The organism is Nonlabens tegetincola (genome assembly GCF_002954355.1).
GTDB lineage: Bacteria > Bacteroidota > Bacteroidia > Flavobacteriales > Flavobacteriaceae > Nonlabens > Nonlabens tegetincola.
The window spans coordinates 143,189-158,590 of sequence record NZ_MQVV01000012.1; the positions used below are offsets into that span (position 1 = coordinate 143,189).

A 15,402-nucleotide genomic window follows, 5' to 3' on the forward strand; every position below is an offset into this window, starting at 1 on the left:
TTTGAATTTTCAAGTTAAGGAGGTAAATATATAATATCTCAAACAGATTATACAAGCAAAGGGCTAACAATCGTAAAAAATGACATTAACTTAACATTTATACCTATGTTAGTGTTCCTTAATATATAGTCAACTTTAAACGCGAAAATTTATTGTAAAATAAAAGCCCAACCTTTTAAGGATGGGCTTTTGTACCTCAGGCCGGAATCGAACCGGCACGCCGTGAAGCATTGGATTTTGAATCCAACGTGTCTACCAATTCCACCACTGAGGCAATAAGTAGAGAGCGCAAAAGTAATAAAAGTAATCATTGTAGCGATATTATTATTGATAAATATGGACAACTCAATATATAATTGTACTTTTGCACGCTCAAAACCAACATCCTATAAAGACTAGAGAAATGAGCTACGCACTTAAGGACGCAAAATTATTCGGCTGCAGGCAAAGTATGGACCTTGCCAAAAGAATTGCTACGGCATATGGTGCCGAGTTAGGTCAGGTTAACTTCTCTACCTTTAGTGATGGTGAGTTTCAACCTAGCTTTGAAGAATCTATAAGAGGTCGTCGTATCTTTATCATAGGATCAACACAGCCTAGTAGCGATAACCTTATGGAAATGTTATTGATGTTAGATGCTGCAAAAAGAGCAAGTGCAAGACACATCACAGCGGTAATTCCATATTTTGGATGGGCTAGACAAGATAGAAAAGATAAACCACGTGTTCCAATAGGAGCAAAAATGATTGCTAAAGTGCTTGAGACAGCAGGTGCAACAAGAATCATTACAATGGATTTACATGCTGATCAAATTCAAGGCTTCTTTGAAAAACCAGTAGATCACCTTTTTGCAAGCTCTTTATTTGTACCTCACTTGAAGGAATTAGCTTTAGAGGATCTTACTATTGCTTCACCTGATATGGGTGGTTCTAAACGAGCTTATGCTTATGCCAAAACTCTAGAAAGTGATGTGGTAGTTTGTTATAAACAACGTCAAAAGGCCAATGTTATTTCTCACATGGAGTTAATTGGAGACGTGACAGGTAAGAATGTGGTACTAGTTGATGATATGGTAGATACTGCCGGAACGTTAACTAAAGCTGCTGATGTAATGATGGAGCGCGGTGCAAAAAGTGTAAGAGCTATTTGTACTCATGCAATTCTTTCCGGTAAAGCCTATGAGAGAATTGAGAACTCTCAATTAGAAGAGTTAATTGTAACCGATTCTATTCCTTTAAGACAGGAGAGTTCTAAAATAAAAGTATTATCCTGTGCAGGACTGTTTGCGACTGTGATGAAAAGCGTGCAACAAAATGAGTCCATCAGCGATAATTTTATAATGTAAATTAATTTAAATTTAAATAAATGAAGTCAATCACGATCAACGGATCTAAAAGAGAAAGCGTGGGTAAAAAGGCAACTAAAGCCCTACGTAATGCTGGTATGGTTCCTTGTGTCATCTACGGAGGAGACGAGCCAGTACACTTTGCAGCGCACGAAAATGCGTTCAGAAACCTTGTTTATACTCCAGATGCTCACACTGTAGTGATCGATCTAGGAGAAGACGGTACTTACAATGCTATTGCTCAAGATTTACAATGGCACCCAGTAAGAGAATTATTATTACATGCTGATTTCTATCAAATCTTTGATGATAAAGCAGTGACTATGGAAATCCCTGTGAAACTACACGGTAATTCACGTGGTGTGCTTAACGGTGGTGTACTTAAATTCCCTAACCGTAAGCTTAGAGTTAAAGCAGTACCTGCAAACTTACCTGACTACATTAATGTAGAAATTTCAGACCTTAAAATTGGTATGAAGAGACAGGTTAAGGAATTGCGTTCTGATTCTTATGAAATTATGCACCCAGATACAATGGTTGTTGTAATGGTTAAAACATCTCGTAATGCTGTTGCAGATGACGATGATGAAGATGAAGATGTGCCAGCTACTGAAACTAGCGATGTAGCAGCAGTTAAGGAAGATGCATAAATTTTCTTAAACCTAAATTACAAGCCTTGAGAGTTCTCAAGGCTTTTTTTGTGCCAGCATTTTATAAACTTATAACAAAAAGATCGTCTCGTTTTTATAGCTTTGAAAGATGTTTACATGGTTGCAAAAATTACTAGGTAATAAAGTAAAAACTCATGAAAGTGATATGAAAAAATTTCTAGTTGTAGGATTAGGAAATCCAGGTTCAAAATATACAGAAACACGACATAATATAGGTTTCAAGATACTAGACGAACTTGCTGCTATGAAAGATGTTACCTTTGAGACTCTAAAGTTAGGCGACGTAGCAACTACTACACATAAAGGAAAGAAAGTGGTGCTCCTTAAACCTAATACCTTTATGAATTTGAGTGGTAAGGCGGTGAAATATTACATGAAACAGGAAAAAATAGAAAAAGAGAATATCCTAATTATTACAGACGATCTTAATCTGGAGTTCGGGACAATTCGCATGAAGGGAAAAGGTAGTGATGGTGGTCATAACGGTCTCAAGGATGTTCAAATTACGTTGAATACTCCTAATTACCCTAGGCTTCGGTTCGGTATATCGGCCCAGTTTGGTAAAGGGCGACAGGTTGATTATGTGTTGGGAGAATGGAATAAGGAAGAACAAGCAGCTTTACCAGAACGTATTGACAAAGCTTCAAATGCTGCTTTGGCTTTTATTCATGCAGGATTGTCTAATGCTATGAATGAATTTAATGGTAAGTAGTGAGTAGAGTTAGTACGCTTTCGCGAAAGCGTACAAAACTTAAATCATCAAGGTGAAAAAATAGTATACTAGACTTAATAAAGTAATCGACTAATTGCGAATTGAAAATATATAATAACATATCCGAATTTAAATCAGATAGAAAGAGTGTGGTTACCATTGGTACATTTGATGGTGTGCATCATGGACATCAAAAAATTTTACAACGTGTGGTTAATCGTGCTCAAGCAGACAATTTGACGAGTGTGCTTCTTACCTTTTTTCCTCATCCTAGAATGGTATTGCAACCAGACCATGATTTGAAATTAATTAATAGTATCGAGGAACGCACTGAACTTGTAAAAGATCAAGGAATTGAGAACATGGTCATTCACCCTTTCTCAATAGAGTTTTCAAGAACTACCGCACAGGAATATGTTAAGGAAATACTGGTTGATCAATTAAAGGCTAGTGTTGTCGTTATAGGTTATGATCATCGTTTTGGTCGTAATCGTAGTGCAAGCATTCATGAGCTTAAAGAATATGCTAGTGAGTACCATTTTGATATAATTGAAATCTCAAAGGAAGAAGTAGAAGAGGTTGCAGTAAGCAGTACTAAAGTGAGACAATCGCTAGAAAGCGGCGAGATAGAACGAGCAAATCGCTATTTGAATAGAACTTATAGTTTAAAAGGTCATGTAAGATCTGGTAAACAAATAGGCCGAACTATTGGTTACCCAACTGCAAACCTACATGTTCACCAAGAGTACAAATTAATTCCAGGAAATGGAGTTTATATAACATCTAGTTGTATTGACGGGAAACACTTTTTTGGTATGACTAACATAGGTGTTAACCCTACCATTGGGAATGGAAACTACCGTACCATTGAAACCTATTATTTAGATTTTGATGGTGATTTGTATGATACTTCAATGGAGCTGTTTTTTCATAAACGGTTAAGGGATGAAAAGAAGTTTGATACCATGCAGGAACTCGTAAGTGCTATGGATGATGATTTAAAGCGTACACAAGATTATGCGAGAGACGATAAATAAATGGTTTTTTACCCAAGTAGATAATTCTGCTCTTGTTGTTTTTAGAATGGTCTATGGAATCATTCTTACTTGCGAGGCTTTTGGAAGTATTGCCTTGGGTGCTGTTAAACGTTTATTTATAGATACTGAGTTTACATTTACATTCATAGGTTTTGAGTTTTTAGAGCCATTGCCAGGATATGGCATGTACGTTCTATACAGTGCTATGGGAATAGCAGGTATCTTTATTATGTTAGGGTACAAGTATAGGATGGCAATGCTGTTTTATGCGATTACATGGACTTACGTTTATTTACTTCAAAAATCTAGTTACAATAATCATTGTTATTTGATTATGTTACTTAATTGGTTACTTGTTTTCTTACCTGCTCATAAAGCTGGATCTATTGATGCTAATAAGAACAAAGAGTTATTGAAAATTCACATGAGTCGATGGATTTATATTCTAATTATCGGGTTTGTATGGATCGTTTACAGCTATGCCAGTATAGCTAAGTTTTACCCAGACTGGTTGGATGGAAGTTTTGAGAAATTTTTAATGTCTACTCGTGGACGTGATTATGAGATTCTTCAACAAGATTGGGCTCATGTTGCTATTCTATACTATGGGCTGCTTTTCGATTTAATTATTGTCCCATTGTTATTGTGGAAACGAACTAGGTGGATTGCAATTATAGCAAGTGTATTCTTCCATTTATTCAACTCTATAGTTTTTAAGATTGGCGTTTTCCCTTATCTCGCACTATCATTTTTATTGTTTTTTCTTACCACTGAAACCGTTCATAAAAGATTTTTAAGTAAAAAAACTTTTTATGCTGCACGAGAGGTGATTGTACCAAAACACGCAGGTATTATAAAAGTGTTTACTATTAGTTTTCTGCTTGTTATGCTAGTTCTTCCATTGCGTCATTGGGTGATAGAGGATGATGTATTATGGACTGAAGAAGGTCATCGATTAAGCTGGCGCATGATGTTGCGCAGTCGTTCTGGAAGAGCTGTTTATTATGTGGAGAATAAAGAAACTGGTAAGCGTGAACGCGTAAATATCAAAGAAAGATTGTCTAGAAAGCAATTTAATTCGGCAAATACGAAGCCAGATTTCATGTGGCAACTGGCTCAAAGGCTTAAAAAAGAGTATGCTGATAAAGGTGAAGATGTAGCTGTTTATATCTCTTCAAGTGTTTCTATAAATGGTAGACCTAGATCAAAGTTTACAAATGATACTATTGACATCGCATCACAACCATGGTCTCAATTTAAACACGCAAATTGGTTAATGCCGTCACCTTTACAAGATACGCCAACAAACCGACCTTGATTCTCGTTTAATACAAGGAGAATCAGTAATTTTATCGGCTTAAATAATTAAAACTTATTTCAATGCTACAAATTGCAGCAATCAGAGAAAACAAAGAGGCATTTGCTCAGGCACTTACCAAGCGTAATATTGATGCCATGCCTATGCTAGAACAAGCTATCGAAGTAGATGAGCGCAGAAGAAGTTTGCAAGCTCAACTAGATGAAACACTTTCTCAAAGTAATAAGTTGTCCAAACAAATAGGAGAATTATTTAAATCTGGTAAAGCACAAGAGGCTAATGAGCTAAAAGCACAAACTGGCGAGCTTAAAGAATCTTCAAAGAATCTTGCTGAGCAGTTACAAACTGCTCAAAATGACTTACAAGAGTTGTTGTACAACATTCCTAATGTGCCTCAAGAAAGTGTTCCAGCAGGTTCTACAGACGAGGATAATGAAGTTGTTGAGGAGCATGGTGCCGTGCCAGTGCTAGATGAACAAGCTCAACCGCACTGGGAACTAGTTAAAAAATACGATATTATTGACTTTGAACTAGGTAATAAAATTACCGGAGCAGGATTCCCTGTTTATAAAAATAAAGGAGCGCGACTTCAAAGAGCTTTAATAAACTACTTTCTAGATAAAAATACAGCAGCAGGTTATCAAGAAATGCAAGTGCCACACCTTGTTAATGAGGCAAGCGGATACGGCACAGGTCAGCTGCCCGATAAAGAAGGTCAAATGTACCATGTAGGTAATGATGATTTGTATTTAATTCCTACTGCCGAGGTTCCCATTACTAATCTTTATAGAGGTGATCTATTAGAAGAAAAAGACCTTCCTATTGCAATGACTGGTTATACTCCTTGTTTTAGAAGGGAAGCAGGAAGTTATGGAGCACATGTACGAGGTCTTAATCGTTTACATCAATTTGATAAAGTAGAAATTTTAAGAATAGAGCATCCTGATAAAAGTGATCAGGCTCTTGATGATATGGTAAGCCACGTAAAGAATATTCTTGATGAATTGAAATTGCCTTATCGTATTCTTAGATTGTGCGGTGGTGATCTTGGGTTTACTTCAACACTTACTTATGATTTTGAAGTTTATAGTACGGCACAAGAAAAATGGTTAGAAGTAAGTAGTGTTTCTAATTTTAAAACCTTTCAAGCAAATCGTTTGAAATTAAGATACCGTGCAGGTGAAAAACAAACAGAACTGTTACATACTCTTAACGGGAGTGCACTAGCATTACCTAGAATAATGGCAGGAATTTTGGAGAACTATCAAACAGCTGATGGTATTAAGATCCCTGAAGTTCTTGTACCTTACTGCGGTTTTGATATGATACAATAATTTATGAAATATGCTGTAACGCTTCTTTTTTTGTCTTTAGTGACGTGGTCAACGGCCCAAAGTTTGCAGTTGGCGCAAAACTACATGGACCAAGGCGAGTACAGTAAGGCAGCCAGCATATATGAAAAATTAGTCAACGATAAGAAAAATAGGAACTACAATACCGTATTTTCTTTAATTGATGCTTATCACCAATTAGAAGAATACGGTAAAGTAGATTCTTTAATTGATAAAAAGGTATCTACATCTTTTGCATACAAACAAACCCTACTAATAGAAAAAGGTTATAATCAAGTATTGCAAGGAAATGATTCGATAGCTAGTAGCTATTATCAACAAGCAATCGATCTAGTAAAAGAAAAGCCAGAGCTTACTTACAGTATCGCAAGTAGGTTTGAAAAACGTACAGAACTGGATGAGGCTGTACAAGTCTATGAAATAGGAACCCAGCTTAGGCCACAAGCAAATTATAGTTTTCAGTTGGCTAGATTGTATGGTGAACTAGGTGATATGGAGAAAATGTTTGAGGAAAACATTAAACTCATTGAAAAAAATGTCGCTTACAGGGCAAGAGCACAAGCTCTTTTTTCTCAATATATAACTGACGACGCATTGTCCGAGACTAATACGATATTGCGTAAAGTACTTCTTAAAAGATTACGTTCAAATCCAGATGTTTTATACAATCAATTGCTTTCATGGTTGTTTGTGCAGCAAAAGGATTTTAAAAATGCTTTTATTCAAGAAAAGGCAATTTACAATAGGGATAAAGAAAGTATGGACAACTTGCAGGACCTTGCCGAGGTCGCAGTCGAGGAAAATGATATTCCTGCTGCATTTGACATACTGGACTTTATGATTGAGAATGCTCAATCTCCCTTTACTAGATACAATGCTCAGGTACTCAAACTTAAATTACGCTCTAATGGAGCTTCAGTTGATGAATATTCTCAAATAAAGCAAGAATATGAGCAGCTTCTTGAATTCTACGGTCGTGATCAACGCAGTTTTAGGTTACAATTAGATTATGCTCGGTTCTTGGCGTTCAAAAATGACAATGCACCACTAGCCATTGATTTATTGGCAGATCTCAATAAAGCTAATTTTTCTCAATTTGATAAGGCTAGGGTAAAAATGTTACTAGCCGATGTCCTTGTTCTTCAAGAGCAATTTAATCGAGCCCTTATTTTATACAGTCAAATTCAAAATGATTTGCCCAATGATTTATTGGCTCAGGAATCTCAATATAGAGTAGCTCGTACCAGTTTTTATAAAGGAGATTTTCCTTGGGCACTTACTCAATTAAAAGTATTACGTAGCGCTAGCAGTAAGCTTATAGCAAATGATGCCATGCAATTGAGTCTAACGATTTCTGACCACTCTGGACAAGATACTACGTATGTTGCTTTGTCCGCTTTCGCGAAAGCGGAATTAAAACAATATCAAAACAAAAGAAAGCAGGCTATTGAAGCCTACAATAATGTGCTGCAAAACCATGCAGGTGACGACATTGAGGATGAGGCATTGTTAAGACAGGCAAAGCTATATCAGGTAGAAGGAGATACACAAAATGCTATCCAGAATTACACTAGGATTATCAAAAATCATGGTGATGGTATTTTGAGTGATGATGCGCTTTACGAGCTAGGAAAGTTATATGAAGAAGTACTTGATGATCCTGCAAAAGCACAAGAATATTTTGAACAAATAATTTTCTCACACGCAGATAGCATTTACTTCACAGATGCTAGACGTCGATACCGCAGATTGCGTGGTGATACTAATGAAAAAGCTTTTTAATTATGGTAATTTATAATGTAACCTGTAATGTAGATTCTAGTGTTCATGATCAATGGATAGTATGGATGCGTGAACATATACCACAAGTGCTGGGAACAGGGCTATTTATGGAAGCTAGGTTTACTAAAGTGCTTGTCAAAGAGCAAGACGGTTCCCATACCTACTCAATTCAATACAAAGCTTATAGCGCACAGGCCTTGCAGGAGTATAAAGACAAACATTCTGAAGCGTTACAAAAAGACGGTCTTGAAAAATGGGCAGATAAGGTTCTGAGTTTCCGTACAGAGCTTGAAGTGGTAGATGAATATACAGTGCGCCGCAAGGAAGAGTCTCAGAATTAAATGGGTCTTCTTTTTATAATAATAGGAATTTGACATAATTACGACTTACTAATTTTTAAACCAAATGTTTGGTAACTATGTCTCAAAATAACACGCGACCCAAAAACGTTCTAGGAACTGCTTTAGAGTCCTGTTGTACCAATCCGATTACAGGTTATTGGCGTGATGGATACTGCAGGACGTCGATACAAGATGTAGGTACCCATGTGGTATGTGCTGTTATGACGGAAGAATTTCTAGAGTTTACAAAGTCTAAAGGGAACGACCTTACATCACCCATACCTGCATATCAATTTCCAGGTCTTAAACCAGGTGATAAATGGTGTTTGTGTGTATTAAGATGGATCGAAGCAGAAAAAGCTGGATGTGCGCCCCATATTATTCTAAAAGGAACTGATAGTAACGCATTGAAATTTACAAATTTGGAAACATTGAAAGTTTATGCGATCGATGCCTAATCAGGTATAATAAAGCTTGAAATAAAGCTGTAGTTTATGCTAAACACCTTTGTTTTTTTATTAAATTTATACCTATAGGTTTAATACGAAAACACCCGTTTTTATGGCAAAAAATATCCTCGTAGCAACAGATTTTTCTTCAAATTCATGGCACGCATTCACTTATGTTTCAACGCTTTTTAAAGATGAAACTTGTATGTTTCATTTATTGCATGCTTATGATACTGAATATCATAGCCGCAATGAATTAAAACAAGGCAACGATGCTTCATTCACTTATGAATCTCCAAAGGATAAAGGTGACGTTTTACTTAATAAAATGCTTGAAAAGATTGCATTAGAATGTGCTAATGAAAAGCATACCTATAAAACACACTTAATGCATGATGATGTAGCCACTGCGGTTACAAAAACCTTATCTACTGAAAATATCTCTTTGATAGTAATGGGTAGTAAAGGAATAACTAATTATGAAAAAAGTGTATTTGGTAGTAATACAATAGCGACCATGAAAGAGGCTGGTAGTTGTACTATTCTTACTGTTCCACAAGACTCAGAGGTAGAAGAAATAAAAGAAATAGTTTTTCCTACTGATTATAAAAGTGCCTATAGTAGTTTAAGATTGCAAAGCCTAATAGACCTTGCAACTATTCAAGATGCAGCTATCTGTGTCTTACATGTTGATACCAGTAGCGGCCTAGAAACAGTTCAAGAAGATAATAAACAAATTTTAGATGATGCGTTATCCAACAACAGGCATAGTTTTCATGTTTTAACGGGTAGCGATGTAAACCTAGCTGTAAAACATTTTGTAGAGAGTAGGGATAGTAGCATGGTGGCAATCGTAAATCGCAAACACAATCTATTTACAAGTTGGTTTTCTACTAATATGGTAATGGAAATCGGTAAAGTAAGTCAAGTGCCTTTACTTATTTTACCTGAGTAATGAACAAAAAAATAAAGTTTTTAAGTTTCTGCTTTTTTCCATAGTTCTTGCTTTGCTTGCGTATTTCAATGTGTTGTCGCTATCAATAAACATTTTAGGGAATGTAGAATTAGAATTGCTTTATGGGTCTTTAATATTGTGTATTCCGTTGATTGTTTTAACCATGTTGGAATACCTACTTGATTTTATAAAAAGAGAGGTTTCTAAGGGGAAGGATTGACAAAATTTTAATTTTAAAAAATAAAACCGTTGCTATCAAAGGGATAACAACGGTTCTAGCAGTGAGGAAGGGATTCGAACCCTCGAAACGGTTTTGCCGTTTACACACTTTCCAGGCGTGCGCCTTCGACCACTCGGCCACCTCACTATTTTTGTAAAACTGATCGCAAAAATACCGTAATACTTTATGTTTACCAATTTCTAATTAGTTATCTCACCTCTTAAACTTGTTTCAAAACAATCTTTAAACATCAAATCATCCTCGATGTAAGCAAGTAAATACATCATTTTGGCTAGAGCAGCTTCAGTAGTTAGATCTTTACCACTTATCATACCCATTTCCTTCAAAGCACGACTTGTTTCATACTTACCCATATCTACTGATCCACCACGACACTGTGTTACATTAACAATACGTATATCCTTTGACAAGCAATCTTTCATTGCATCAATGAACCATGATTTAGTAGGAGCGTTGCCACTTCCATAAGTTTCAAGGATAATACCTTTTAGATTTGGAATATTACATATGGCTTGTACGGTGGTCTCTGTAATTCCAGGAAATAATTTGAGTACAACGACATCGGCTATCATTTGTGGTCGATAATGCATTCTATCATCACTACGAGGTATGACTCTATGTACTTGAACCTCTCGGTTTTTGTATCCTTTCCATAAAAGATCTTCATCAACATTTAAATGCACACCACTTATAGCGAGAGGTGGAAAATTAGGCGAACTGAAGGCTTCAAAATGTTCTGCATTCATTTTTGCGGTACGATTTGCTCTGTATAGCTGATATTCAAAGTAAATGCAAACTTCCCTTATTAAGGGCTTCTTCTTCTTGCGTAACGTAGCTATCTGTATGCTTGTAATTAAGTTTTCTTTTGCATCAGTTCTTAAATCGCCTATAGGCAGTTGAGATCCTGTTAGGATAACAGGTTTTGTCAAGTTTTCAAACATAAAACTGAGTGCACTGCCTGTGAACGACATAGTGTCGCTGCCGTGTAAAACAACAAACCCATCATAATTGTCATAACGATCATAAATCATGTCTCCTATCAAGCGCCATTCTTCCGTATTCATATCAGAACTATCGATAGGTGTTTCAAAAGAAATGGTTTCTATTGTACAGTCTAGTTGTTTAAGCTCTGGAATGTGGTATAGAAGTTTGTCAAAATCAAATGCTTTTAAAGCACCTGTTTTAATGTCTTTCATCATTCCAATTGTTCCACCTGTGTAGATAAGCAGGATATTTGGTTTCATTATTCTGCGTTTAGGAGTTCTTTATTAGTTACAGGTTGGGCATACATTTTCAAAAAGCTAGTTACAGTCATTTGATCTTCTACATCAACACGTAGTCTCAATCGTCTCTCAAATTGAGCCATATCATGCTCACTATAATGTTTGCTGTATTTTCTAGAAACATGTAATAAATCGTGTGCAACATAATTAGTTGGCCACAAATGATAATTAAGTTGTATCGTGGTGTCTAATTGGTCAACAACACGTTGTAAAGTTTTGTTTGTTTTTTCACCATCTATTTTTACTATTTCCAATGGTTTTGAAGCGTGTATATGAATATGTTTCTTTTGTCCTAGTGCACCATACATGATACTGTTAAAATCTTCGTTTTCAGACTTTACGTATTCTTGATCTGCGGCTTTGGCAAGCAATTCAGGTACTTTTAAGGCGTCAGTAGGGTCGTACTCATAAGAAATAGAAACGGGTACTATTTTTAAATCGTTCAAATAGTTTGCAATGTCTTTTTTACCAGCAGCTAGTGCTATCATTTTAAGAACACCTTGCTCCGTATGATCATTTCCATCTTTCGTTCGACCTTGTCTTTGAGCGATCCATACACTGCGATTTTCTTCCTTTAATAGGTGAAAGATGTAATCGCTAAGTTTAATACTGCTAAGTAATGTCTCTCTAGGTGATCCACCTCTTCTTACTATAAAATTACGAGTAAGTTTACTTAACATGTTTACAAACGGGCGCTGTACTAAATTATCACCTATAGCACTTGCTGTTCTTATTAAGTTCTTTTCAAATAAAATAAGATTGAGCAACGAGGTATCTAGTACGATGTCTCTATGATTTGATATATATAAATAGGATGTATTAGTATCTAGTTCGTCAAAACCACTACTAGTCATGCCAGCACTTGTGGTGTCGATTACACGCGTTACCGTTTTACTTATAACTTCTCTTTGAAACTCATTTATAGACGTGCATCTAGTTACGATATCCTTAATCTCATCGTCGGATTTGTCTGGAAATGTATATTGGAATAAGGTTTTAATCATAGGATGCCTTACTGCACTTTGTAAGACAGTTTGCACTTCATCATCCTTAAAAAATCGTATGTCGTCGTAAACTTCCATTCTAGTCGCAAATGTACTTATATCCCAAAAATTCTTTTACTATTATCCGTAGTGATTCTTGCGATTTCTTCCACACTAACATCGTAAATCAAAGAAAGTTTATCCGCAACAAGTTTAGTATAAGCACTTTCATTGCGCTTTCCTCTGTAAGGCACAGGAGCAAGGTAAGGAGCATCGGTTTCTAGCACGATGTGATGTAGGTCGATCTTATTTAAAAATTGATCAATTTTGCCATTTTTAAATGTAGCAACGCCACCTATTCCCAGGTGTAAATTTAGATCCACAGCTTGCTTTGCATGATCAATCGTTCCCGTAAAACAATGAAAAATTCCTTTTAAAGAAGTGTTTCTATAGTCCTCTAAAACTTCAAAAACTTCATCAAACGCATCTCTACAATGAATAGCAATGGGTAAGTCACGGTCCAATGACCATTTGATTTGAGTGTGAAATGCTTCTAGTTGTTCTTTTTTAAAGGACTTGTCCCAGTATAAATCAACACCTATTTCTCCAATAGCGACATACTCATGTTGTTCTAGCATTTGAGAAATATGCTTTAGCTCATCTTTATAATTTTCCTTTACGTGCGTAGGGTGCAAACCACACATTAAAAACACTTCGCTAGGATAATTTGCTTTTAATTGTAACATGCGATCTGTATACTCAGAATCAATAGCTGGTACAAAAAATCGTTGAACTCCTGCTGCCTTGGCACGCGAGATCATTTCATCTCTATCTTCATCAAAGGCCTCGCTGTATAAATGAGTGTGCGTATCAGTTAAAATCATACTGCAAAAATAAGGCTTGTTGTAGGTATGCTTTCGCGAAAGCGGAATATCTTTAAACCCAGATTCAAAGAATATGAAATCATTAAAAAAATGGCTCGTCAGTCAAGGTTATACGGCACATCCAATACGATTATCCAAAAAAAGCGGTCACATTGTAACCAAAGCTGTGTTAAATGGATATCAGGGCAGATTTATTATTGATACTGGAGCTAGCGCAACTTGTGTAAATCAAGATTTGTATAAAGAGTTTCAATTGAATACAGAGTTTATGGATAAAGCAATAGGTACCGCGAGTGGTTCCTTGCGTCCAAGAATAGCTCATCATAATGTACTAGAACTGGGTGATTGGGAAGATCAAGATGTGACGGTTTTATCAATGGATATGACCTTTATTAATACCGCGCTTAAAAGTGAACGCATGCATTCTATCCAGGGATTGTTAGGTGCAGACTTTTTGATAAGTTCACAGGCGATTATTGATTATAAAGGAAAATATATTTACATGAAGTGATAGATGAAAGTAAGGCGTATAAAAAAAGCTGCTCCACGAGCAGCTTTTTTTTATGAGTGTTTCTAGTTAGTTTTAATATTGTACATCAAAACTTCCATTGTCAATTACAATTCCACCAGTAGTAGTGTAATTAAATGTACCTGTAATTGAATTGTTTGCTGTATCGTGAGTTAGAATTTCAATTGTCCCGCTTTGAGCAGTCTCACCAGAAGTACCTTGAGCATATAATCCTGTAGCATCCGTTGGGAATGAATAAACTCCTGGAACGATAGTATCAGGGAATGAAATAGATAAGCTTATGTTTTGGTTACTAGCAAATATTAGAATCGTACCAGATGATACATTAGGCGATATAAGTGATGGATTAAGAGCTTGTCCATCTACATCGGCAGCAAAAGAATTTGTTGTATTGCCATTTCCTGGGTTAATAGTTCCTCCTAATGGGACTTCAAAAATCACACCTTTTCTCATGTAAAGCGAGTCGGCAGCATTTGCAGTGTAGGTGACAAAATCGAAGGTTCCAGATACAAAACCTGAATTAGAACTAGAGGTGATCGTAACTTCACCACGGCCATCATTTGCGTTGCTAGAAAAAGATTGAGAGTTGTTAAAAACATAAGTAGCCTCACTAGATGCACCTTGACCTAGAATGTAGGTTCCAGGACTACTGTCGTCTAGAGAAATTGTTAGAGATTCTAATTGATTAGTTCCTTGAATAATCAGTCTTCCATCGATGTCGATTGAAGCAGCCATATCCTGCGCTTTGAAAAATTCTCCATTACGCACAGCTTGGATTGCAGGGCTGTTATCTTCATCTAGATTTTTTTCACATCCTACAATGGCAATCAAAGTAAGGACAGCTACAATTAGTTTTTTCATCAGTAATTTCATTAAGTTTGGGGTAAATGTAAGGATTTAATAAGAATTAAATCTTTATATATGATGCTCATTATTAAAATAATGGTACTTTTGCAGCCTTAAATTAATAAAAAGGGACGTGTTCCCGCAAACTTTAATGTTATGCCTGTAAAAATCAGATTACAAAGACACGGTAAAAAAGGAAAGCCTTTTTACTGGATCGTAGCAGCAGATGCTCGCGCAAAGAGAGATGGTAGATTCCTTGAAAAAATAGGAACTTACAATCCTAACACTAACCCTGCAACTATCAACCTAGATGTAGATGGTGCTGTACAATGGTTAGAGAATGGTGCGCAGCCTACTGATACAGCTCGTGCTCTTTTAAGCTACAAAGGTGCGTTACTTAAAAAGCACCTTAAAGGTGGTGTGAAAAAAGGTGCGATCACTGAAGAACAAGCTGAAGAAAAATTCCAAGCTTGGGTTTCTGAAAAAGAAGCAAAAATTGCAAACAAAGCTGCTGGTCTTAAGGCTGATGCAGATAAAATTGCAGCTGAAGCTCTAGAAGCAGAAAAAGCAGTAAACGAAGCTCGTATCGCAGCAAATGCTCCAGAACCAGAAGTGGAAGAGCCAGCTGCAGCTAGCGAAGACGCAACAGGAGAAGAAGAGTAAATCGATATAAC

16 protein-coding genes and 2 tRNA genes are annotated in these 15,402 nt (G+C 36.3%); 12 read left to right on the plus strand and 6 right to left on the minus strand.

The features are described from left to right. Positions 1-192 precede the first annotated feature (192 nt). A tRNA-Leu gene (locus tag BST93_RS04420) sits at positions 193-274 on the minus strand. Between the two features lie 129 nt (positions 275-403). Between BST93_RS04420 and BST93_RS04425 the strand changes: the two genes are divergently transcribed. The 10 genes from BST93_RS04425 (at position 404) to BST93_RS04470 (ending at position 9,962) form a co-directional block, all read left to right on the plus strand. Further along, positions 404-1,345: a ribose-phosphate pyrophosphokinase gene (locus BST93_RS04425; protein WP_042277238.1), complete on the plus strand. Its 942-nt coding sequence runs from the start codon at positions 404-406 to the stop codon at positions 1,343-1,345. A 20-nt stretch (positions 1,346-1,365) separates the two neighbouring features. Beyond that, on the plus strand, positions 1,366-1,995 hold the full coding sequence (locus BST93_RS04430) for a 50S ribosomal protein L25/general stress protein Ctc (protein ID WP_105018233.1): 630 nt from the start codon (positions 1,366-1,368) through the stop codon (positions 1,993-1,995). 166 nt (positions 1,996-2,161) lie between these two features. After that, positions 2,162-2,728: an aminoacyl-tRNA hydrolase gene (gene pth, locus BST93_RS04435; RefSeq protein WP_152557365.1), complete on the plus strand. Its 567-nt coding sequence runs from the start codon at positions 2,162-2,164 to the stop codon at positions 2,726-2,728. Between the two features lie 101 nt (positions 2,729-2,829). Then, positions 2,830-3,765, plus strand: coding sequence for a bifunctional riboflavin kinase/FAD synthetase (locus BST93_RS04440; RefSeq protein ID WP_105018235.1), 936 nt, complete (start codon positions 2,830-2,832; stop codon positions 3,763-3,765). Then, positions 3,746-5,083 (plus strand): HTTM domain-containing protein, encoded by a 1,338-nt coding sequence (locus tag BST93_RS04445; RefSeq protein WP_105018236.1) that lies wholly within the window; start codon positions 3,746-3,748, stop codon positions 5,081-5,083. The genes BST93_RS04440 and BST93_RS04445 overlap by 20 nt, the downstream gene beginning before the upstream one ends. Positions 5,084-5,145: 62 nt before the next feature. Next, entirely contained in the window at positions 5,146-6,417 is a 1,272-nt protein-coding gene (gene serS, locus BST93_RS04450) for a serine--tRNA ligase (protein ID WP_105018237.1), read from the plus strand. A gap of 3 nt (positions 6,418-6,420) precedes the next feature. Further along, positions 6,421-8,217, plus strand: coding sequence for a tetratricopeptide repeat protein (locus BST93_RS04455; protein ID WP_146104975.1), 1,797 nt, complete (start codon positions 6,421-6,423; stop codon positions 8,215-8,217). Positions 8,218-8,219: 2 nt separating this feature from the next. Then, on the plus strand, positions 8,220-8,558 hold the full coding sequence (locus tag BST93_RS04460) for a DUF4286 family protein (protein ID WP_042276080.1): 339 nt from the start codon (positions 8,220-8,222) through the stop codon (positions 8,556-8,558). Positions 8,559-8,635: 77 nt separating this feature from the next. Beyond that, positions 8,636-9,016, plus strand: a complete 381-nt coding sequence (locus tag BST93_RS04465; RefSeq protein WP_105018238.1) for a DUF2237 family protein — start codon at positions 8,636-8,638, stop codon at positions 9,014-9,016. Between the two features lie 103 nt (positions 9,017-9,119). Continuing rightward, a complete protein-coding gene (locus BST93_RS04470) occupies positions 9,120-9,962 on the plus strand; it encodes a universal stress protein (protein ID WP_105018239.1) in 843 nt (280 codons plus the stop codon). Between the two features lie 279 nt (positions 9,963-10,241). On the opposite strand, the gene BST93_RS04475 is transcribed toward BST93_RS04470, so the two are convergent. The 4 genes from BST93_RS04475 to BST93_RS04490 all read right to left on the minus strand — a co-directional run bounded on the left by BST93_RS04475 (position 10,242) and on the right by BST93_RS04490 (position 13,353). Continuing rightward, a tRNA-Ser gene (locus tag BST93_RS04475) sits at positions 10,242-10,329 on the minus strand. 53 nt (positions 10,330-10,382) lie between these two features. Then, positions 10,383-11,447 carry an asparaginase gene (locus BST93_RS04480; protein WP_105018240.1) on the minus strand — a complete coding sequence of 355 codons (1,065 nt, stop codon included), beginning with the start codon at positions 11,445-11,447 and terminating at the stop codon, positions 10,383-10,385. Next, positions 11,447-12,568, minus strand: a complete 1,122-nt coding sequence (locus BST93_RS04485; protein WP_105018241.1) for a 1-acyl-sn-glycerol-3-phosphate acyltransferase — start codon at positions 12,566-12,568, stop codon at positions 11,447-11,449. Before BST93_RS04485 ends, BST93_RS04480 begins: the two co-directional genes overlap by 1 nt. Before the next feature lie 17 nt (positions 12,569-12,585). Beyond that, positions 12,586-13,353: a TatD family hydrolase gene (locus BST93_RS04490; protein ID WP_105018242.1), complete on the minus strand. Its 768-nt coding sequence runs from the start codon at positions 13,351-13,353 to the stop codon at positions 12,586-12,588. Between the two features lie 73 nt (positions 13,354-13,426). On the opposite strand from BST93_RS04490, the gene BST93_RS04495 reads away from it, so the two are divergent. Further along, positions 13,427-13,864 carry a retropepsin-like aspartic protease gene (locus BST93_RS04495; RefSeq protein WP_042276039.1) on the plus strand — a complete coding sequence of 146 codons (438 nt, stop codon included), beginning with the start codon at positions 13,427-13,429 and terminating at the stop codon, positions 13,862-13,864. 72 nt (positions 13,865-13,936) lie between these two features. On the opposite strand, the gene BST93_RS04500 is transcribed toward BST93_RS04495, so the two are convergent. Continuing rightward, positions 13,937-14,743 (minus strand): DUF6252 domain-containing protein, encoded by an 807-nt coding sequence (locus BST93_RS04500; protein ID WP_105018243.1) that lies wholly within the window; start codon positions 14,741-14,743, stop codon positions 13,937-13,939. Between the two features lie 141 nt (positions 14,744-14,884). Between BST93_RS04500 and BST93_RS04505 the strand changes: the two genes are divergently transcribed. Next, the gene (locus BST93_RS04505; RefSeq protein WP_042277229.1) at positions 14,885-15,391 is read left to right on the plus strand and encodes a 30S ribosomal protein S16; all 507 of its coding nucleotides are present in this window, start codon (positions 14,885-14,887) and stop codon (positions 15,389-15,391) included. The last annotated feature ends 11 nt before the right edge of the window (positions 15,392-15,402 follow it).

Coding starts and splice junctions, on each gene's coding strand:
- pth (WP_152557365.1), top strand. CDS start 2,162: ATGAAAAAATTTCTAGTTGTAGGATTAGGAAATCCAGGTTCAAAATAT.
- BST93_RS04445 (WP_105018236.1), top strand. CDS start 3,746: ATGCGAGAGACGATAAATAAATGGTTTTTTACCCAAGTAGATAATTCT.
- BST93_RS04430 (WP_105018233.1), top strand. CDS start 1,366: ATGAAGTCAATCACGATCAACGGATCTAAAAGAGAAAGCGTGGGTAAA.
- BST93_RS04505 (WP_042277229.1), top strand. CDS start 14,885: ATGCCTGTAAAAATCAGATTACAAAGACACGGTAAAAAAGGAAAGCCT.
- BST93_RS04470 (WP_105018239.1), top strand. CDS start 9,120: ATGGCAAAAAATATCCTCGTAGCAACAGATTTTTCTTCAAATTCATGG.
- BST93_RS04500 (WP_105018243.1), bottom strand. CDS start 14,743: ATGAAAAAACTAATTGTAGCTGTCCTTACTTTGATTGCCATTGTAGGA.
- serS (WP_105018237.1), top strand. CDS start 5,146: ATGCTACAAATTGCAGCAATCAGAGAAAACAAAGAGGCATTTGCTCAG.
- BST93_RS04485 (WP_105018241.1), bottom strand. CDS start 12,568: ATGGAAGTTTACGACGACATACGATTTTTTAAGGATGATGAAGTGCAA.
- BST93_RS04480 (WP_105018240.1), bottom strand. CDS start 11,447: ATGAAACCAAATATCCTGCTTATCTACACAGGTGGAACAATTGGAATG.
- BST93_RS04460 (WP_042276080.1), top strand. CDS start 8,220: ATGGTAATTTATAATGTAACCTGTAATGTAGATTCTAGTGTTCATGAT.
- BST93_RS04495 (WP_042276039.1), top strand. CDS start 13,427: ATGAAATCATTAAAAAAATGGCTCGTCAGTCAAGGTTATACGGCACAT.
- BST93_RS04425 (WP_042277238.1), top strand. CDS start 404: ATGAGCTACGCACTTAAGGACGCAAAATTATTCGGCTGCAGGCAAAGT.
- BST93_RS04465 (WP_105018238.1), top strand. CDS start 8,636: ATGTCTCAAAATAACACGCGACCCAAAAACGTTCTAGGAACTGCTTTA.
- BST93_RS04490 (WP_105018242.1), bottom strand. CDS start 13,353: ATGATTTTAACTGATACGCACACTCATTTATACAGCGAGGCCTTTGAT.
- BST93_RS04455 (WP_146104975.1), top strand. CDS start 6,421: ATGAAATATGCTGTAACGCTTCTTTTTTTGTCTTTAGTGACGTGGTCA.